The sequence below is a fragment of the Streptomyces sp. NPDC039430 genome (assembly GCF_055639435.1).
This window is the reverse complement of sequence record NZ_JBVKAK010000008.1, coordinates 381,372-399,204: the sequence shown is the minus strand read 5'-3', so window position 1 is coordinate 399,204 and position 17,833 is coordinate 381,372. Positions and strand designations below refer to the sequence as shown.

Genomic DNA, 17,833 nt, shown 5'->3' with positions numbered 1-17,833 from the left:
TATGGAGGACGCCGGTGCCGGCCGCAAAGCGGGGCCGACCCGGCTGGACTCGCTCCGGCTCCGTCGTTCCGTCAGGGTCAGCACTCGTCGTGCGGGCCGGGCCGGCCGGGGGCGGCGAGGCCACGGCGCGTCAGCGCTGATAGCGGTCGAGAATACGGTTGCCGTCGTCCGCCAGGCGTTCGCGCAGTTCCGCGACGCCGAACGCGCCGTTGTAGTACTCCTGGTAGGCGGGGGTGGCGATCTTGTCCTTCCACTCCGGGTAGCCGCGCACCCCGAGCACCGGGGACGGGCGCAGACCGGCCGCGAGATCGGCGCCCGTCTTCCATCCGTACGCCTCGGTGTTGAGGGACGGGTCCTTCAGGGCCTTGACACTGGTGGGCAGGAGCCAGTCGCCGCGTGCCAGTCGCACCTGGTGTTCGGCCTGGGTGAGGAAGGCGATGAAGTCGACGGCGGCCCGTTTGTGTGCGCTGTCCTGGGAGACCGAGAGGGTCTGCGGGATCGTGCCCTGCGTCGGTTCCCCGTCGCCGCTGGGCATCGGCAGGACCGTCCAGTCGAAGCCCTCGGGGGCCTGCTGCCGTACCTGCTGGCGGAAGGAGAAGTTGAGCGGAAGCATCGCGTAGCGGCCCGCGAAGAAGCCGGGCAGGGTGTCGGAACCCGCCATGCCGAGGCCGTTTCTGGGCGCGGTCCGGTCTTCGTTGACCTGCCGGTCGATCAGTTGTGCGACGGCCGAGTCGGCGCTGTCGTAGCGGATCTCGTTCTTGCCGTCCGCGTCCTTGTAGAAGATCTTGCCACCGGTGGACAGCGACAGATTGACGGACTGGGCGACCGGCTCCTTCATGGACCAGGCCACACCGTACTGGTCGTTCGTGCCGTCGTTGTTCTTGTCGCGGGTCAGCTTCTTGCTGACGTCCTCGAACTCGTCCCAGCTCCAGGGGTGCTGGGGGGTGGGGAGCCGGACGTTCGCCTGTTCGAGAAGTAGGGGATTGGCGATCAGGACGCGTGGCTCCTGGAGGAACGGGACGCCGTACGTTCCCTTGCCGTAGGCCGTGGTGTCCCACGAGGCCTGCGGGATGTCCGCACGCAGCGTCCTCGGCAGATAGCCGCTGAGGTCGGCGAGGTAGCCGCCGTTCGCGAAGTCGGTGAGATCGGAGGCGTCGTTGTGGATGATGTCGGGAGCCTCACCGCCCTCGAAGGAGGTGAGCAGCTGGTCGTGGATGGTGTCCCAGGCGCCCTGTACGTACCTGACCTGGACAGCGGGGTGGGACGCGTTCCACTGCCTCACGAGCGCCTTGTTGGCGTCGACGGACTCCTTCTGCCAGGCCAGGCTGAGGAATTCGAGGGTGATCACGCCGTCGGAGGAGTCCGGCTCCGAGCCGGTGCAGCCGGCGACCAGGGCCAGCGAGAGGGCGGTGGCCGCGCAGGCGCTCAGCCTTTTCGTACGGACGCCCATCAGCCCTTCACCGCCCCGCTGAGCATGCCGCTCACGAGCCGGCGCTGGAGCAGCGCGAAGAAGAGGAGGCTGGGGATGGTCGCGAGGACCGAGGCCGCCGCGAGCGGTCCCAGGTCCACGACGCCCTCGGTGCCGAGGAAACGGGTGAGGATCACGGACATCGTCTGGTTCTCCGGGGATTTGAGGAGCACGAGGGCGAAGAAGAACTCGTTCCAGGCGGTGACGAAGGAGAACATCAGCGTCGCCACCAGGCCCGGCGTGAGCAGCGGCAGGACCACGCTGACGAGCGTGCGCAGCCTCCCCGCTCCGTCCATCGCCGCCGCCTCTTCGAGCGAGCGCGGCACCGAGGCGACATAGCCCTGGAGCATCCACAGCGAGAAGGGCAGGTTCCAGACGACGTACACGATGATCAGGCCGGTCAGGCTGTTGATCAGGTGCAGGTTCTTCAGGACGAGGAACAGCGGGATGATCACCAGTACGAACGGGAACATCTGGCTCACCAGGATCCAGACGGTGCCGGCCTGGCTGACCCGCGTCTTGTGGCGGACCATCACATACGCGGCCGGGACGGCGATCGACACCGAGATCACCGAGGCGCTGACCGCCACGATCAGGCTGTTGAGCGCCGAGTGGAGCAGTGGCTGTGTGTCGAACGCCGCGCGGTAGTTGTCGAGGCCGGGGTCGGTGGGCAGCCACGTCGGGTTGATCGAGCCCAGCTCCTGGGGCGACTTGAAGGACGTGGACACCAGCCAGAGGAGCGGGAAGGCCAGGAAGACCAGGAAGCCCAGCAGCGCCGCGTACTGGCCGGTGCGGCCCGCGGCGCGCAGGGCACGGACCTTGGGCGGGACAGACGTCGTGCTCATGCCGCGTCCTCCGTCAGCTTCTTGCGCAGGAACAGGGTGAGGAGGACCGCGATCACGGCGACCATGACCAGGCCCATCGCGGCCGCGTAGCCGAACTGCCCGTATTTGAAGGCCTCTTCGTACGCGAAGAGCATCGGAAGACGGGTCTGTCCGCCAGGACCGCCCTGCGTGAGGACGTACACCAGGCCGAAGGAGTTGAAGTTCCAGATGAAGTTCAGTGACGTGATCGCGAGGACGACCGGCCTGAGCGCGGGCCAGGTGACCGTGGTGAAGCGGCGCCAGAGGCCGGCGCCGTCCAACTGGGCCGCCTCGCGCAGCTCGTGGGGAACGTTCTGCAGGCCGGCCAGGAGCACGACCGTGGTCTGCGGCATGCCAGCCCACACGCCGACGGCGATGACCGCGGGCAGCGCGTAGGAGAGATCGGCGAGCCAGTCGACGTTCTCGTGAAGGAGACCGAGCTGGGTGAGCGCCTTGTTCAGGACACCCGCGTCGGAGTGGTAGACGAGCCGCCACATGATGCCGACGACGACCTCGGGCATCGCCCACGGTACGAGCGCCAGCGTCCGGGCGAGCCAGCGGAAACGCAGGTTCTGGTTGAGCAGCAGCGCGAGGCCCAGGGCCAGGACGAACTGCAGCAGCGTCACGCACACCGCCCAGATGAGGCCGATGCGGAAGGACTCCCAGAACAGTGCGTCGTGACGCAGGTCGAGGAGGTTGTCGAGACCGATGAACCGGTCGGCCGCCGTGCGCCCCGCCTGCGCGTCGGTGAACGCGAGCGAGACGCCGTACAGGAGCGGGCCCACGCTGAGTATCAGGATCGGGATCAGCGCGGGGAGGAGCAGGAACCACGCGCCCCGGTCCAGGCCGAGTGCCTGTCTGCGCCGGGCGGGGGAGCGAGGCGGTGGGGTGCCGCGGCTGCCCGGGGCGGCCTTGGCCCGGGACGTGGTGAGACTCATGGGGACCTCATGCTCTCACTGTTGGCCGCCGTCGGCGTGGTGGAGGCGCGGACGGCGAGACGGGGAGGGGCGGTGCGCGGAGCCATGGGGTGCGTCGTCCGGTCCGCGAAGGCGCTCCGGTATGGAGTGCGGCCGCGTGCCGGCCGCGCCCGGTGGAGCCCAGGCCGACGCTGGTCAGCGGGGGCCAGCTTGCCCGCGCGAGGAGGCCGTCGTCCATCCCCGCGACGGCGGCGTTCTCGGGTGAGCGCGGGCGCCTGTGCGGAATCCCCCGTCCCGGTCGCGGCCTGGCACCGCGCCGGGAGGGCCGCCGACGAAGGCGACGCGGCGGACGCGGCGCCGGCCGGTCGCGTGCGGATGACCCGGTACACGTTCGCAGGAGGCGCTGCCAGGGTTTCCCGACCGTCAGGAGGAGGTGAATATGACGCATCTCATGAGGAGACGGTACGGGTGAACTGCGGCCGCCGCACGGCCGGCCGGCAGCCGGCCCCCGTCGGGCCGGCTGCCGGGGAGCGCCCCGTCACCGGGTGACGGGGCGTCATTCACGCCTGGACGGCGGACTTCTCCGGCTCGGGGGCCGAGGGGGTCTTCTCCGGGCCGGCGGCGATATGGCGCACGGCCGGGATGACGGCCGCGATCGCGGCGGAGACCACGGCGATGCCGCAGCCGATCAGCAGGCCCGTACGGAAGCCGCTCTCGGACGTGATGCTCTGTCCGCCGATGCTGGTCGTCATCTGGGAGAGGACCAGGCCGATCACGGCGGCGCCGACGGAGGTGCCCAGGGAACGCATGAGCGTGTTGAAACTGTTCGCGGCGGCGGTCTCCGAGAGCGGTACGGAGCTCATGATGAGCGCCGGCATCGAGCCATAGGCGAGTCCCACACCGCTGTTGATCACCATGATGGCCAGCATGATTCCCCACGCGGAGCCCATCAGCGCGAGCGAGAGTCCGTACCCCGCGGCGATGACCAGGACTCCGCTGAGCAGAGTGACCTTCGGGCCGCAGGCGTTGGTCAGTTTGCCGCCGAGCGGGGAGACGATCATCATCATCACGCCGCCGGGCGCCATCCACAGGCCGGACGCGAGTATCGACTGCCCCAGTCCGTAACCGGTGGCTTCGGGGAACTGCAGCAACTGCGGCATCACCAGCATGCTGGCGTACATCGCGAAACCGACGAAGACCGAGGCGATGTTGGTGAGCAGCACCCGGGGGCGGGCCGTGGTGCGCAGATCGACCAGCGGATCGGTCGTACGCAGTTCCCACGCTCCCCAGGCGGCCAGCAGTACGACGGCGGCGGCGAACAGGCCCAGCGTGGTTCCCGAACCCCAGCCCCAGTCGGCTCCCTTGGAGATCGCGAGCAGCAGGCAGACCAGGCCGGCGCCGAGGCCGAGCGCGCCGGGCGCGTCGAAACGCTGCCCCTTGGCGGCGGCCGGCACGTTCGGGATCAGGAACCAGATCAGTACCGCGATCGCCGTGGCCAGTACGGCGGATCCCCAGAAGAGCACCCGCCAGTTCGCGTACTGGGCGACCGCCGCGGCGATCGGCAGGCCGAGGCCACCGCCGATCCCCATGGAGGCGCTCACCAGCGCGATGGACGAGCTGAGCTTCTGCTCGGGAACGACGTCACGCAGCAGGGCGATGCCCAGCGGCACCATCCCCATCCCCATGCCCTGAAGGCCGCGCCCGATGATCATCGGGATGACGGAGGACGCGAGGGCGCACACCACCGAGCCCGCGATGAGGGGCACTGAGCACGCGAGGAGCATGCGGCGCTTGCCGATCAGGTCGCCCAGGCGGCCGACGACCGGAACACAGACCGCCGCCACGAGGAGGGTGGTGGTGATCACCCAGGTGGCGTTGGAGGGCGTGGTGTGCAGGATCCGCGGCAGCTCCGCGATGAGTGGCGTGACCAGTGTCTGCATGATCGCCGCCGTCGTGCCGGCGAGCGCCAGCGTGGCGACCACGCCACCCGAACGGGATGCGTGCTGTGGGGCGTCCATCAGGGACTCCTATGACTGTGCAGCGGGGAGCAGGAGGAAATGAGCTTGTGCATCATACATACTGTGTGCAACGGCCACTTTACGTGCATGATTCATGTGGGCGGAGACGAAGTGAGGGCCCTGAGAACGCGATGCGAGAATGGCCCGAGAGAGAGGCAGGAGGCGACTCACGCATGACCGGCGCCACCCACGAGGTCGAGTACGAGCAGATGCTGCTCAGCCGTCACACGTTCCTGAACCAGAGAGGCGGCCGACGCAAAGACGCCGTACTGGACCGCAGCGCCTACATCCTGCTCAGTCGCATCCACATGCAGGGACCGATGTCGATCGGCGAACTCAGCGACGCCTTCGGACTCGACGCCTCCACCCTGAACCGGCAGACGGCCGCGACGGTACGCGCCGGACTCGCGGAGCGTATCCCGGACCCCGACGGCGGCATGGCCCGCAAGTTCCGCCTCACGCCGGAGGGCGCACGCGCGCTCGAAGAGGAGCGGGAGGGCATCGTCCGTTCCCTGGACCGGGTCATGACGGACTGGCCCGAAGAGGACATCGCCGCCTTCGCCGCGTATCTGAAGCGCTTCAACACCGACATCGAGCGTCTCAGCGGCAGGCCCTGGCCCCGCGCGTGAAGCCTCGCGGACCACGGGTCCGCGAGGCGGGGGGTGGGCCCGCACGGTCGTCGTACGGGCCCACCCCCCGGAGTCACCACCGGCTCATGCCGCCGCTCGGGAGCGTCCCTCGGCCTCGTCCCTTCCGTCCACGTCATGGTGAATGGGCGTATCCGAACCGGTGAGCGGAACCCCTGTCCCGCCCCGGCGCGCCGCGATGATCTCCGCCGCGATGGACAGGGCGGTCTCCTCGGGGGTACGGGCGCCGAGATCGAGACCGATCGGAGAGCGCAGGCGGGCCAACTCGCCCTCGGTGACGCCGACATCGCGCAGACGCCGGTTGCGGTCCTCGTGCGTGCGGCGCGAGCCCATCGCGCCGACGAACGCGACCGGCAGCCGCAGCGCCGTCTCCAGCAGCGGAACGTCGAACTTGGCGTCATGCGTGAGCACGCACAGAACGGTCCGTTCGTCGGTCGCGGTGCGCCGGAGGTAGCGGTGCGGCCAGTCGACCACGAGGTCGTCGGCGTCGGGGAAGCGGACGCGGGTGGCGAAGACCGGCCGGGCATCGCACACGGTCACGTGGTACCCGAGGAACCTGCCCGCCCGTACGAGCGCCGTCGCGAAGTCCACGGCGCCGAAGACGATCATCCGGGGCGGCGGCACCTTCGACTCCACGATGAGTGTCACGCCGCCGGGGCAGCGCGATCCGTCCTCCGCGATCTCGACGGTGCCGGTGCGGCCCGTGTCCAGCATCGCGCGGGCTTCCGCCACCGCCGTCCGGTCCAGTTCCGGTGGTCCGCCGAGGCCGCCCTCGTACGATCCGTCGGGACGGACGAGCAGCGCCCCGCCGAGGAGTCCGTCCGGGCCCCGGGCCACCCGGGCGAGTGCCGTCGTCTCCCCCCGGTCCGCGGCCGACACCGCCGCCCGGAACACCGGCGCGTCCGCGCGAACCGGCGTGATGAGGACGTCGATGACGCCGCCGCAGGTGAGGCCCACCGCGAAGGCGTCGTCGTCGCTGTAACCGAACTGTTCACGCACCGTCCTGCCGTCCTGGAGCGCCTGGACGCACAGGTCGTACACCGCGCCCTCCACGCAACCGCCGGAGACGGAACCGATGGCGGTGCCCTGACGGTCGACGGCCAGGGCGGCGCCGGGACCGCGCGGCGCGCTGCCGCCCACGGCCACCACGGTGGCGACGGCGAAGTCCCGGCCCTCCTCGAACCAGCGGTTCAACTGCGCGGCGACATCAAGCACTCCGGGCTCCTCCAGCCGCCGCGCCCCGCGCCGCCCGGTCCTGGGTCTCGTCCGCGGCCCGTCGTGCCGCGTCCGCCGCCCGCAGAACACGGTCCGGACGGATCGGCAGCTCCCGGTGGCGTACGCCGGTCGCGTGCCACACCGCGTTGGCGATCGCGGCGGCGACGCCCACGACCCCGATCTCGCCGATGCCCTTGATCCCGACCGGGTCGTCCGGGTCGGGGTCCTCCACCCAGTCCGCCTCGATGAGCGGCACGTCGGCGTGCGCGGCGAAGTGATAGCCGGCCAGGTCGGCGCCGACATGGCCGCCCGATTCCAGGTCCCTGACCGCCTCTTCGTGGAGGGCCATGGACAGCCCCCAGGTCAGTCCGCCGATGAACTGGCTGCGGGCGGTGAGCGGGTTGACGATCCGGCCCGCGGCGTAGATGCCGAGCAACCGTCGTACGCGTACCTCACCGGTGGTGACATCGACCGCGACCTCGGCGAACTGCGCTCCGAAGGAGTGCCGTTCCTTCTTCGCGAGGGCGCCGATGGCCTCGGCGGTGTTCGACCGGGCGGTGATCCCCTCCGGCGGAACGCTGCCTCCCAGGGCCAGCCGCTCCCGCAGTTCGTCCGCCGCGATCGTCACCGCCCACGCCCAGGAGCGCGTGCCCATCGAGCCGCCGGCGAACATGGCCGGGCCGAGATCGCTGTCCGCGAGGCGCACCCGGACGCGGTCTGGCGTCACACGCAGCGCGTCCGCGGCGACCGAGGTCATCGCCGTCCGCGCGCCGGTCCCGATGTCCGCCGCGTTGATCCGCACGGTGAAGGTCCCGTCCGGCTCGGCGGTCACGGCCGCCGTGGATGGGCCGGTGCCCGACGGGTAGGTGGCAGCCGCCGTTCCGGTGCCGAGCAGCCAGCGCCCCTCCCGGCGCAGACCGGGACGCGGGTCACGGTCCGCCCAGCCGAACCTGCGGGCGCCCTCCTCGAAGCAGGCGAGTACATTGCGGCTGCTGAACGGCAGCCCGGACACGGGTCCCGTCCCGGGTTCGTTGCGTGCGCGCAGCGCGATCGGGTCGATGCCGCACTTCTCGGCCAGTTCGTCCAGCGCGGATTCGAGGGCGAAGGAGCCCGGTGCCTCGCCCGGCGCGCGCATCCAGGCCGGGGTCGGCACGTCGAGCCGTACCAGCCGGTGAAGGGTGTGATGCGCGTCGGCGTCGTACAGCACACGCCCCAGCACGGCGCTGGACTCGACGAATTCGTGCACGGTCGACGTAAGGCTCAGTGCCTGGTGGTCGAAGGCGCGCAGCCGGCCGTCGGCGTCGGCGCCGAGCCTGATCCGCTGCGCCGTGGGGCTGCGGTAGCCGACGAGGGAGAACATCTGACGGCGGGTCAGCACGACACGCACCGGGCGGTGGAGGACGGTCGTGGCCATCACCGCGGCCACTTGGTGCGGGCTGAGCCCCTTCGATCCGAAGCCGCCGCCGACATGTTCGGACCGTACCCGTACCGTGGCCGGATCGAGGGAGAAGAGCTTCGCGAGTTCGGTCGCCACCCACGTGCTGCCCTGGTTGGAGTCGACGACGTCGAGCCGCCCGCCGTCCCAGCGAGCCGTGGCCGCGTGCGGCTCCATCGCGTTGTGGTGCTCCTCGGGAGTGGTGTACTCCTCGTCCACGACGACGGCGGACGCGTCGAGCTGGGCCGCCAGGTCCCCCTTCTCGGTCTCCGCCCGGACCATCGGGTTGCTCTCCGGCGTGTACGCACCGGAACGTCCGGCGAAGAACGCGACGTCGTGCGGCTCCTCGTCATAGCGCACCACCAGCGCCTCGGCGGCCTCCCTGGCCTGCTCGGACGTTTCGGCCACGACCAGCGCCACCGGCCATCCCGCGAAGGGGACACGGTCGTGCTGGAAGAGCCCGAGGACCGGGTTCGGCCGCCCCACCATGCCCACGTAGTCGGTCTCCACACGCGGCGCGTTCCCATGGTGCAGCACCGTGAGGACGCCGGGCATGGCCAGGACGGCGGAGTCCTCCACGGAGCGGATACGGCCACGGGCCACGGTCGACAACACCAGCCAGCCGTGGGCGAGTTCGGCGAAGGGGATCTCTCCGGCGTAACGGGCCGCCCCGGTGACCTTGTCGCGGCCCTCCACGCGGGTGCGGGCGGAGCCGACGGCTCCTGTCACGGCGGAGGCGCCGGTCGTCGCGCCCGTCGTCGTCGGCGTTGCCGGTGTGGTCATCGGGTTGCCTCCTCGGTGAGTTCGGTCAGCACGGCCACGACGAGGTTGCGCGTCAACGTCACCTTGTATCCGTTCTCGGGGAGCGTCTCCGCCGCCTCCAGTTCGGCGTCGGCCGCGGCGGCGAACGCCTCCGCGCTCGCCGGGCCGCCGATCAGCACCCGCTCGGCCGCGCGGGCCCGCCACGGCCGGGACGCCACCGCCCCGAACGCGAGGCGTACGTCCCGTACGGCACCGTCCCGGACGTCGAGCGCGGCGGCGACCGAGCCGATCGCGAACGCGTACGAGGCGCGCTCACGCACCTTCCGGTACCGCGAGTGGGCGGCGACCGGGGCCGGCGGCAGTGTGACGCCGGTGATCAGCGCGCCGGGCGGAAGGGCGGTCTCGATATGCGGGGTGTCGCCCACGGGCGGATAGAACGCGGCGATCGGCGACTCGCCGGGCCCGTCCGCCGTCTCGTACGAGATGACGGCGTCGAAAGCGGCGAGCGCGACCGCCATGTCCGAGGGATGGGTGGCGACGCAGTGCTCGGAGGCGCCGAGGATCGCGTGGTTGTGGTGCTCACCCGTGAGCGCGGGGCAACCGCTGCCCGGTGCACGCTTGTTGCACCGTTTGCTGAGGTCGGTGAAGTAGCCGCAGCGGGTCCGCTGGAGGAGATTCCCGCCGACCGTGGCCATGTTGCGCAGTTGCCCCGAGGCGCCGGCCAGTACGGCCTGAGCCAACGCCGGGTAGTGACGCCGTACTTCGGGGTGGGCCGCGAGATCGCTGTTGGTGACGGTCGCGCCGATGCGCAGCCCGCCGTCGTGCGTGAACTCGATTCCGTCGAGGGGGAGTTCGCGTATGTCGATGAGCAGCGCGGGCCTTTCCACGCCTGCCTTCATCAGGTCGATGAGGTTGGTGCCGCCGCCGAGGAAACGGGCCTCGGGGGCGCCGTCGAGCAGGGCGACAGCCCCGGAGACGTCGAAGGCACGTTCGTAGCCGAACTCCCTCATGCGGCGGCCTCCTCGACGTCGGTCCCCGTCCCGGTCCCGGTCTCGGTCCCGGTCTCTGCCTGGGCCTGGGCCTGGGCCGCTTCCGCCGCCCGCTCGACGGCCCGCACGATCGACACGTAGGCGCCACAGCGGCACAGGTTGCCGCTCATGCGCTCGCGTATCTCCTCGGCGGTGAGTGCGGGCACCCCCGCTTCCGGCCGGACATCGTCGGTCACGGCGCTCGGCCAGCCCGCCGCGTGTTCCTCGATCACCGCGAGGGCCGAACAGATCTGCCCCGGGGTGCAGTAGCCGCACTGGTAGCCGTCGAGGTCGAGAAAGGCCTGCTGCACCGGATGCAGCCGCTCACCATCGGCGACGCCTTCGATGGTGGTGATCGCGCGCCCCTCGGCCGCGACCGCGAACTGAAGGCAGGACACCGCCCTGCGACCGTCGAGCAGTACCGTGCAAGCGCCGCACTGGCCCTGGTCACAGCCCTTCTTGGTGCCGGTCAGATCGAGATGCTCGCGCAGGGCGTCGAGCAGGGTGGTGCGATGGTCGACGGGGAGTGTGTGCTTCTCGCCATTGATGTTCAGGGTGATGGAGCTGTGCGTCGACGGGGCGGCTGCCGATGAGGGGGGTGGGGCCATGATCAGCCTTCTTTCGCGTCGCTGATACGCGTCGAACGAGACGATCCCGGGGGACTGTCCGGACGGGAGAGGGCACAGGTCGGCCACGCTGGCCGAATATGCCGCTATGGTGAACCTAAGCGGACAATTGTCCGCTCGCCATCGAACCTAACGGACAGCTGTCCGGTTATCAAGGCGGGGCTTGATTGTGATTCCGGGGCGAGGACCGACTCCGATTCCGGAAGGATGACGAGCACGGCCGGGAGGAGGACGAGTGCGGGAAGAAGGAGTGCGGGACGAGACGGCTCTGCGCTCGGACGCGCAGCGGAATCGCGAGCGCATTCTGGAGGTGGCGCTGGCCGAGCTGACGCGCGCCGCGGACGCCCCGCTGAGCGCGATCGCGAAGAAGGCGGGCGTCGGCCAGGGGACGTTCTACCGTAACTTTCCCAACCGCGAGGCCCTGGTCCTGGAGGTCTACCGCTACGAGATGCAGCAGGTCGCCGACAGCGCCGCCCAACTGCTCCAGACCCGCGCACCCGACCGGGCGCTGAGGGAGTGGATGGACCGGCTGGCCCAGTACGCCATGACCAAGGCCGGCCTGGCCAACGCGCTGCGCAATGCCACCAGCACGTACGGGAGCCTGGCGCAGCTGGGTCACGACCCGGTGACCCGTGCGGTCACGCTCCTGCTGCACGCGAACGAGGAGGCCGGCACGATCCGCCCGGGGCTGACCCCCGATGACTTCCTGCTCGCCATCGCCGGGCTCTGGCATCTCGACCCGCGCGGCGACTGGCAGCCGCCCGCGACGCGACTGCTGGACCTGGTGATGGACGGACTACGGGCGGGGGCGCCCGGGGCGGACGGATCCGGGGCGGACGGGCCGGAGCGGACGGGCCGGGGCGCGGAGTGACCTGAGCCGGACGGACCTGAGGCGGACGGGTCTGTGGGACGTACGGACATGCGGCGTGGCCCCGGATCACCGGGTCACGTCTCACCGGGCCACGTCTCACCGGGCCACGTCCACGCGCTGCGTGCCGACGACCGACAGCAGCCGCAGCGCCTCCTCGGACGGTGAACCGGGGGCGGCGGTGTAGATCACGACCCGCTGGTCCCGGTCGGTGATGTCGAGGGCGTCGCGGTCGACGGTGACCGGCCCGACCAGCGGGTGCTGGAAGGTCTTGCGCAGTGTGGGCTCGGCGCTCACGTCGTGGGAGCCCCACAGCCGGGTGAACTCCTCACTGCCGGCCAGGAGTTCAGTCACCAGCTCGGCCACCTCGGGATCCTCGGGGTAGCGGGTAGCGGGTAGCGGGCGGCGACGGCGCGCAACTGCTGGGCCGAGGCACGGGCGAACGTCCTGCGGGTCGACGGCGGCGCACGGGCCTGAGCCGGGGAGTGCGGCGCCGCTCGGACCTGAGCCGGGGGAGTACGGCGCCCGCACGGGCCCCTGAGCCCGGGAGCGCCCCGGCGGAACCGCTCGGCGTGCCGTCGCGTCCGTCGTGGGCATGAGCGAAAGAACCACACGAGGGACCGCGGGGATGAACCCGACGACCCGGGGCGCCGCCGGATGCCTGCTCGCCGGCCTCGGCGCGACGACCGCGGCACTCGTATGGGCACCGCGGGCCGCCTTCAGCATCGACGGAGGATTCGAGGGTCATGCCCGCGATCTGAGCGTGCTCTTCGTCGATCTGCCGCTCATCGTGCTCGGCGGCGCTCTGGTTCCGCTCCTCGCCTGGGGGCTGACCACGAAATGGGTGCACCGCCCGTGGGCCGCCGCGCTCGTGGCCGTGGGCGCGCTCGCGCTCGGCGTGTGGGGGCTCACCGAGTGGTGGACCCCGCGCCGGCAGCCGGATCCCGGGTACGGCCCAGGGATCTGACCCCCCGCGTCGTGGGCGCCGACGTCGACCGCGAACGCCGGCGTGCCACCATTGACGCCACCGCGATCCCGCGCGCCCGCCCTCGACACCCTCCCCGGAGCCCCATGTGAACGTCGTCGTCTTCGGAGCGTCCGGCATGGTCGGACACGGTGTGCTGCGCGCCTGCCTGCTGGACCCCGCGGTCACCAGCGTCCTGGTGGTGGGCCGCGGCCCGCTCGGTGTGACCCACCCCAAGCTGCGTGAGGTCATCCACCAGGACCTCACCGACCTGTCCGCCCTCAGCGGGCAACTGGCCGGGCTCGACGCCTGTTTCTTCTGCGTCGGCGTCTCCGCCGCCGGGCGCACCGAAGCCGAATACACCCGCGTCACCCACGACTTCACCCTCGCCGTGGCCGCCGCTGTCTCCCGGCGCAACCCGGGCATCACGTTCGCCTACGTCTCCGGCGAGGGCACCGACAGCACCGAACGCGGCCGCACCATGTGGGCCCGCGTCAAGGGACGAACCGAAAACGCGCTGCTGGCCATGGAGATGGACGCCTACATGTTCCGGCCCGGCTACATCCAGCCCCGCCACGGTGCCGTCTCCAGGACCCCCGCCTACCGCGTGATGTACACCCTCACCTCCTGGCTCTACCCGCTCCTGCACCGGATCGCGCCGGGGCACACCACGACCACAGAGCACCTCGGCCGCGCGATGCTCGCCGTCGCCCGGCCCGCTGCGGTCCGGCCCGGCGGGGTGAACCCCCGCGTCCTGGACAGCCGGGAAATCAACCGCCTGGGCGCGTAGCGGCGGAGTACCGGTTCAGAGTGCCGGCCTTCATCACGAAGGCCGGCACTTCGGCCTGGGCGGACGCCGGCCGGCGGGACTCCTGAGGCGCACGAGCCGCGTAGGGGCTCATAGGGGTTGTAGGGGATGAAGTTCATCCTCCCCTCTTCGTAGGATGGCTTTGCCCGAGGGAACACGGTGAGGCGGCACACCGGAAGCCGCGAACCACCAGGGGGCGGCGGATTCTCCGAATTCGCCCGCCCGCCATGCGTTCCGCTCTCGGCTTCGCACTGTCCTGGAAGGGGACACGAGGAGCGAATCTCTGCCAGCGCTGAGGGCCCAGGGAGGTCTCGTATGCCGGTCGGTGTCTTAGGGGTTGGATTTCATGTTCCTGACGTAATCATCGACAACGCGTGTATCAGCGAATGGGCGGACGCCCCGGAAGACTGGGTGGCCCGGCGCACCGGAATTCACGAGAGGCGTTACGCGCCCGGCGGGGTGGCTACTTCCGATCTCGCCTATGAGGCCGTCACCGACCTGCTGGGCAGAACCCCCGGGATCGAGCGGGACATCGGTCTCGTGATCGTCGCCACCGCCACTCCCGATCAGCCGCAGCCCGCGACGGCCGTGGCCCTGCAGGGCCGCCTGGGCCTGGAAGCGGCGGCGTCCTTCGACATCAACGCCGTGTGCTCCGGCTTCGTCTACGGGCTGACGATCGCCGACGCGCTGCTCTCCTCGTCCTCCGCCTTCGGTACGTACGCCCTCGTCGTGGGCGCCGACATGTTCTCCTCCGTCATGGACCGCACCGACCGCAGGACGGTCAGCCTCTTCGGCGACGGTGCCGGGGCCGCACTGCTCGGACCGGTGCCGGAGGGTTACGGAATCAGCGCGTCGCGGATGGTGGCGCACGGGAGTCTGCGCTCACTGGTGGAGGTGCCGGCCGGCGGTACCAGGAAACCGCTGACGCCCGAGGCGCGTGCCGCGGGGGAGCATCTGTTCAAAATGGACGGACGGCCCGTCGCGGAGTACGCCCTGCGGGCGCTCCCCGAGGTCGTCGGCGCGACTCTGGCGGACTGCGGGCTGTCGATCGAGGACATCGACCGGTTCATTTTCCATCAGGCCAATGTGCGACTGCTGGAGAACATCACGTCCGAACTGAAACTGGACCCGGACCGCGTTCCGATGACGGCCCCGCAGTACGGCAACACCGGAGCGGCTTCCATTCCCATCACGATGCGGGACGCGCAATCGCGCAAGCCGTTCCGGCGCGGTGAGCGAATTCTCCTGGCCGCGGTGGGAGGTGGAATGACAGCGGCGGCCACTGTGCTGACCTGGTTCTAGTTCTGTCTTCCTCTGGATTCCCCCCACCGGATTCATCCCCGGATTCCGCCGGATCCCTCCGGACAGTTATTTGCGATTGATCGCGCCTGAGAACTGAGAAGAAGAGGTTGGAAAGTGACAGTCTTCGAAACCGAGTCGGTAGATGACGCGCTCAATGGCCAGGTGACCGCCGGGCCCCCAGCGGGCCCGAGCGAGCCGCCCGAGGGTCTGTACGAGGTGCTGGACGGCAGGATGACCTGCGACGAACTCCACGACGTCATCAGGTCGGTGCTCCACGACGACGGCCGGCCCACGACGGAACACACACTGGAGGTACTCCAGCCCGGGAACTACCGGGTGCGTCTCGGTGACAGCTGCCTGGAGGTCCGGAGCCGGCCGCTGCCCGATGTCGCGCCCGACACCCTTGACCACATCCTGCCGGCGACGGGCAGCCGCCGGGTGCTCCTCACCACCTCGGGCCCACTGCCCGACGACATTCGCGCCCTGTTCGTCGCCCTGCTGGAGAAGCTGACGCTCCGCGGCCAGTGCTACAGCGAGGCGGAGATCGATTCCATCGTCCGGGCCATGCCGCTGGTCGACCGGTACGCCACGAAGGAACCCGCCCTCGCCGACTGGGCGTTGATCTTCCGCGACCACTACGTGGAGAACAGCGTGGGCTTCCTGCTCGGCATGGAGCGGGCCGGTCTCGACCCGAACTGGGTCTTCGCGCTCTCCAAGGGTGACCGGACCTTGCACCGCAGCCGGGTGCACGCCTGGTTCCTGAACCACGGCTACCTCAGCGACGTACTGGACAACTCCGTCATCAACGACACGGCCGATCCGGCCGCCCAGGCGTACGCGCTCGGCGTCAACGAACGCGTCAACGCCTTCATCCGGCAGGCCCATGCCGCCGGCCGCAAAGTGCTGGTCATCGATGACGGCGGGCTGCTGGCACAGGGCTACGGAGCGGACGGACAGCTCACCGAGTACATCGACGCCGCGCTCGAACTGACCGTCAGCGGCCTGAAACGCATCGCCAACGCCCCGGGCACCCTGTCCATCCCCGTACTCAACATGGCCCGTTCGCGGCTGAAGACGATGCTCGGCTACAACGAGATCGCGGACTCCTGCGTCCGGCGCCTCCGCGCCATCCTCCCCGGCGAGAAGTTCATCGGCCGGCATGTGCTGATCCTCGGCTTCGGCACACTGGGAGCGCGGGTGGCGCACGCGCTGCGGGCCCTCGGCTGCCGGGTGAGCGTGGTGGACACCGACATCCTCGCCCTCATCACGGCCGCGGAACACGGCTTCGAGACCTACACCACCGCCGCCGAGGCGCTGCGCGGCCACTCCCCGTTCCTGGTCATCGGCGGCACCGGAGAGCTCGCCGTCACCGCGGAGGACCTGCCGCTGCTGCCCGACGGTGTCTACCTCGCCGGGTTCGCCACCAAGGACTTCAGCATCCTCAGCGAGGGATACCCGGGGGTCGAGTCGACGGTCGTGCCGTACGTCGGGGTGCGCTACGTCCTCCCCTCCGGAGCCGTGGCCACGGTGCTGGGCGACGGCCGGTCGCTCAACCTCTTCGAGTACGAGGGGATCGCCAACCGCGGCTACGACGCCTACCGGGCGGGAACGCTGATCGCCGCCAAGGCCCTGTGCCGGGACATCGGTTCGCTCGAACCCGGTCTCCAGCTGGAACCGGTGGACCGGGCCATCGACGACGCCGAGCTGTTCCACGCGTACTACCGCGAGTACCTCTCCGGGAAACAGCACCGGACGGCCGCGCCCGGGCACCTCCTGACCGCCACCGCCCTGTGACAGCGCGTATGTCCGGGACACATGTGTGCGTGGTCGGCTACGGGGTCGCGGGCCGGCTGCACGAGAGGTTGCTGAGCGCCCTCGGGCACCGGGTCAGTGTGGTGGACCCGCTGGCCGACGCGCCCGGCACGGGCGCCCCCCGGTACGGCCGTGTGGCGGACGTACCGCGTGATGTGCCCGTCGACGTGTGGTCGGTGTGCTCGCCGACCGCGACGCATCTGGAAACCGTGGCGGAGGTGCTCGCCCGTGACCCGGCGGCGCGGCTGCTGGTGGAGAAGCCGGTCTGCCGTCCCGGCGAGGGCGCCGGTCTCAGCGCGCTGCTCGCCGAGCACGAGCGGGCCCGCCTGGTGGTGATGAACCAGTACGCGCATGCCCAGGCCGGCGCCGTCCTGCGCACACTGAAGAAGGAGTTCGCGCCCGGATACCCGGTGAGCGGCGTCCGGGTCGGATTCGGCAAGGACCGCAGGGAGGACATCGCGGCCGGCCGGTTCGTGGACCACGACTACGGGGTCTTCGGGTACGAGTGGCTGCACATGCTCGCGCTGGTCAGCGGTGTGCTGCCGGCCGGGGTGTACGACCGGTACCTGCGCACCGACCCGGCCGACCACGACGTACGGGTGGAGACCGACCCGGAACTGACCAGCACCGCCGCCTACGAGACCACCACCGTCGACGACCTCACCATCGAGCTGTACTCCACCATCGTGGGGCCCCGCGCCCATCCGCTCGTCCCCACGCCGAAGTGGATGGGGCCGGCTCCCGGGGGCGCGGAGAGCAGACAGCGACTGGTCGAGATCACCGCGGGACCGGTGCGGTTCACCGTGAAGCTGGATCCCGTGACGCTGCTCGACGGTTCACCGATGGCACGCAACACGCACTGGCTGGCCGTCGAGGGACCCGACCACCGGACGGAGTGGTTCTTTCACGACTCCCCGATGGACAACGCGCTGCGGTGGTCGATGGACGCCCTGCTCACCGAACCCGCCCGCCCCGAGGTCGACCTGCGGCCCATTCACCGCATCAGCCGGCTGGCCGAGGTGGCCCGGTCCCGCGAGGGGCTGCCATCCACGGCACAACCGCATGCCACCCCCTCCGCCCGACTGTGAGGTCACGCACTC

15 protein-coding genes and 1 pseudogene are annotated in these 17,833 nt (G+C 70.4%); 7 read left to right on the top strand and 9 right to left on the bottom strand.

The window, feature by feature from the left end:
- Window positions 1-130: 130 nt before the first annotated feature.
- From ACZ7LS_RS22150 to ACZ7LS_RS22135, 4 genes are all read right to left on the bottom strand, one after another.
- A complete protein-coding gene (locus ACZ7LS_RS22150) occupies window positions 131-1,450 on the bottom strand; it encodes an ABC transporter substrate-binding protein (RefSeq protein WP_382519767.1) in 1,320 nt (439 codons plus the stop codon).
- Window positions 1,450-2,313: a carbohydrate ABC transporter permease gene (locus tag ACZ7LS_RS22145; protein WP_385135590.1), complete on the bottom strand. Its 864-nt coding sequence runs from the start codon at window positions 2,311-2,313 to the stop codon at window positions 1,450-1,452. The genes ACZ7LS_RS22150 and ACZ7LS_RS22145 overlap by 1 nt, the downstream gene beginning before the upstream one ends.
- Window positions 2,310-3,269, bottom strand: a complete 960-nt coding sequence (locus ACZ7LS_RS22140; protein WP_382670008.1) for a carbohydrate ABC transporter permease — start codon at window positions 3,267-3,269, stop codon at window positions 2,310-2,312. Before ACZ7LS_RS22140 ends, ACZ7LS_RS22145 begins: the two co-directional genes overlap by 4 nt.
- Window positions 3,270-3,808: 539 nt before the next feature.
- The gene (locus tag ACZ7LS_RS22135) at window positions 3,809-5,266 is read right to left on the bottom strand and encodes an MFS transporter (RefSeq protein WP_382519763.1); all 1,458 of its coding nucleotides are present in this window, start codon (window positions 5,264-5,266) and stop codon (window positions 3,809-3,811) included.
- A 173-nt stretch (window positions 5,267-5,439) separates the two neighbouring features.
- Between ACZ7LS_RS22135 and ACZ7LS_RS22130 the strand changes: the two genes are divergently transcribed.
- Window positions 5,440-5,895: a MarR family winged helix-turn-helix transcriptional regulator gene (locus tag ACZ7LS_RS22130; protein ID WP_382519762.1), complete on the top strand. Its 456-nt coding sequence runs from the start codon at window positions 5,440-5,442 to the stop codon at window positions 5,893-5,895.
- A gap of 84 nt (window positions 5,896-5,979) precedes the next feature.
- On the opposite strand, the gene ACZ7LS_RS22125 is transcribed toward ACZ7LS_RS22130, so the two are convergent.
- The 4 genes from ACZ7LS_RS22125 to ACZ7LS_RS22110 are packed head-to-tail and all read right to left on the bottom strand — an operon-like array spanning window position 5,980 to window position 10,961.
- Window positions 5,980-7,128 (bottom strand): XdhC family protein, encoded by a 1,149-nt coding sequence (locus ACZ7LS_RS22125; RefSeq protein WP_385130545.1) that lies wholly within the window; start codon window positions 7,126-7,128, stop codon window positions 5,980-5,982.
- Entirely contained in the window at window positions 7,121-9,346 is a 2,226-nt protein-coding gene (locus tag ACZ7LS_RS22120) for a xanthine dehydrogenase family protein molybdopterin-binding subunit (RefSeq protein ID WP_382519758.1), read from the bottom strand. The genes ACZ7LS_RS22125 and ACZ7LS_RS22120 overlap by 8 nt, the downstream gene beginning before the upstream one ends.
- Complete coding sequence (locus ACZ7LS_RS22115) at window positions 9,343-10,335, bottom strand: FAD binding domain-containing protein (protein WP_385130542.1); 993 nt, start codon at window positions 10,333-10,335, stop codon at window positions 9,343-9,345. Before ACZ7LS_RS22115 ends, ACZ7LS_RS22120 begins: the two co-directional genes overlap by 4 nt.
- Window positions 10,332-10,961, bottom strand: a complete 630-nt coding sequence (locus tag ACZ7LS_RS22110) for a (2Fe-2S)-binding protein (protein WP_385130540.1) — start codon at window positions 10,959-10,961, stop codon at window positions 10,332-10,334. The genes ACZ7LS_RS22115 and ACZ7LS_RS22110 overlap by 4 nt, the downstream gene beginning before the upstream one ends.
- Before the next feature lie 253 nt (window positions 10,962-11,214).
- Here ACZ7LS_RS22110 and ACZ7LS_RS22105 point away from each other — a divergent pair, with 253 nt between their 5' ends.
- Entirely contained in the window at window positions 11,215-11,850 is a 636-nt protein-coding gene (locus ACZ7LS_RS22105) for a TetR/AcrR family transcriptional regulator (protein ID WP_385130538.1), read from the top strand.
- A gap of 96 nt (window positions 11,851-11,946) precedes the next feature.
- On the opposite strand, the pseudogene ACZ7LS_RS22100 reads toward ACZ7LS_RS22105, so the two are convergent.
- Window positions 11,947-12,296, bottom strand: a pseudogene (locus tag ACZ7LS_RS22100) (MmyB family transcriptional regulator); the annotation flags it as partial.
- A gap of 179 nt (window positions 12,297-12,475) precedes the next feature.
- Here ACZ7LS_RS22100 and ACZ7LS_RS22095 point away from each other — a divergent pair.
- The 5 genes from ACZ7LS_RS22095 (at window position 12,476) to ACZ7LS_RS22075 (ending at window position 17,821) form a co-directional block, all read left to right on the top strand.
- Window positions 12,476-12,814 (top strand): hypothetical protein, encoded by a 339-nt coding sequence (locus tag ACZ7LS_RS22095; RefSeq protein WP_382669985.1) that lies wholly within the window; start codon window positions 12,476-12,478, stop codon window positions 12,812-12,814.
- Between the two features lie 106 nt (window positions 12,815-12,920).
- Complete coding sequence (locus ACZ7LS_RS22090) at window positions 12,921-13,601, top strand: NAD-dependent epimerase/dehydratase family protein (protein WP_385130535.1); 681 nt, start codon at window positions 12,921-12,923, stop codon at window positions 13,599-13,601.
- A 333-nt stretch (window positions 13,602-13,934) separates the two neighbouring features.
- The gene (locus ACZ7LS_RS22085) at window positions 13,935-14,921 is read left to right on the top strand and encodes a 3-oxoacyl-ACP synthase III family protein (protein ID WP_385130532.1); all 987 of its coding nucleotides are present in this window, start codon (window positions 13,935-13,937) and stop codon (window positions 14,919-14,921) included.
- Window positions 14,922-15,035: 114 nt separating this feature from the next.
- Window positions 15,036-16,715 carry a hypothetical protein gene (locus ACZ7LS_RS22080; protein WP_382519746.1) on the top strand — a complete coding sequence of 560 codons (1,680 nt, stop codon included), beginning with the start codon at window positions 15,036-15,038 and terminating at the stop codon, window positions 16,713-16,715.
- Between the two features lie 8 nt (window positions 16,716-16,723).
- Window positions 16,724-17,821 (top strand): Gfo/Idh/MocA family oxidoreductase, encoded by a 1,098-nt coding sequence (locus ACZ7LS_RS22075; protein WP_385130528.1) that lies wholly within the window; start codon window positions 16,724-16,726, stop codon window positions 17,819-17,821.
- The last annotated feature ends 12 nt before the right edge of the window (window positions 17,822-17,833 follow it).

What these genes read in the sequence shown, in the direction of transcription:
- ACZ7LS_RS22150 (WP_382519767.1), bottom strand. Translation starts at nt 1,450, where the DNA reads ATGGGCGTCCGTACGAAAAGGCTGAGCGCCTGCGCGGCCACCGCCCTC.
- ACZ7LS_RS22145 (WP_385135590.1), bottom strand. Translation starts at nt 2,313, where the DNA reads ATGAGCACGACGTCTGTCCCGCCCAAGGTCCGTGCCCTGCGCGCCGCG.
- ACZ7LS_RS22140 (WP_382670008.1), bottom strand. Translation starts at nt 3,269, where the DNA reads ATGAGTCTCACCACGTCCCGGGCCAAGGCCGCCCCGGGCAGCCGCGGC.
- ACZ7LS_RS22135 (WP_382519763.1), bottom strand. Translation starts at nt 5,266, where the DNA reads ATGGACGCCCCACAGCACGCATCCCGTTCGGGTGGCGTGGTCGCCACG.
- ACZ7LS_RS22130 (WP_382519762.1), top strand. Translation starts at nt 5,440, where the DNA reads ATGACCGGCGCCACCCACGAGGTCGAGTACGAGCAGATGCTGCTCAGC.
- ACZ7LS_RS22120 (WP_382519758.1), bottom strand. Translation starts at nt 9,346, where the DNA reads ATGACCACACCGGCAACGCCGACGACGACGGGCGCGACGACCGGCGCC.
- ACZ7LS_RS22115 (WP_385130542.1), bottom strand. Translation starts at nt 10,335, where the DNA reads ATGAGGGAGTTCGGCTACGAACGTGCCTTCGACGTCTCCGGGGCTGTC.
- ACZ7LS_RS22110 (WP_385130540.1), bottom strand. Translation starts at nt 10,961, where the DNA reads ATGGCCCCACCCCCCTCATCGGCAGCCGCCCCGTCGACGCACAGCTCC.
- ACZ7LS_RS22095 (WP_382669985.1), top strand. Translation starts at nt 12,476, where the DNA reads ATGAACCCGACGACCCGGGGCGCCGCCGGATGCCTGCTCGCCGGCCTC.
- ACZ7LS_RS22085 (WP_385130532.1), top strand. Translation starts at nt 13,935, where the DNA reads ATGCCGGTCGGTGTCTTAGGGGTTGGATTTCATGTTCCTGACGTAATC.
- ACZ7LS_RS22075 (WP_385130528.1), top strand. Translation starts at nt 16,724, where the DNA reads ATGTCCGGGACACATGTGTGCGTGGTCGGCTACGGGGTCGCGGGCCGG.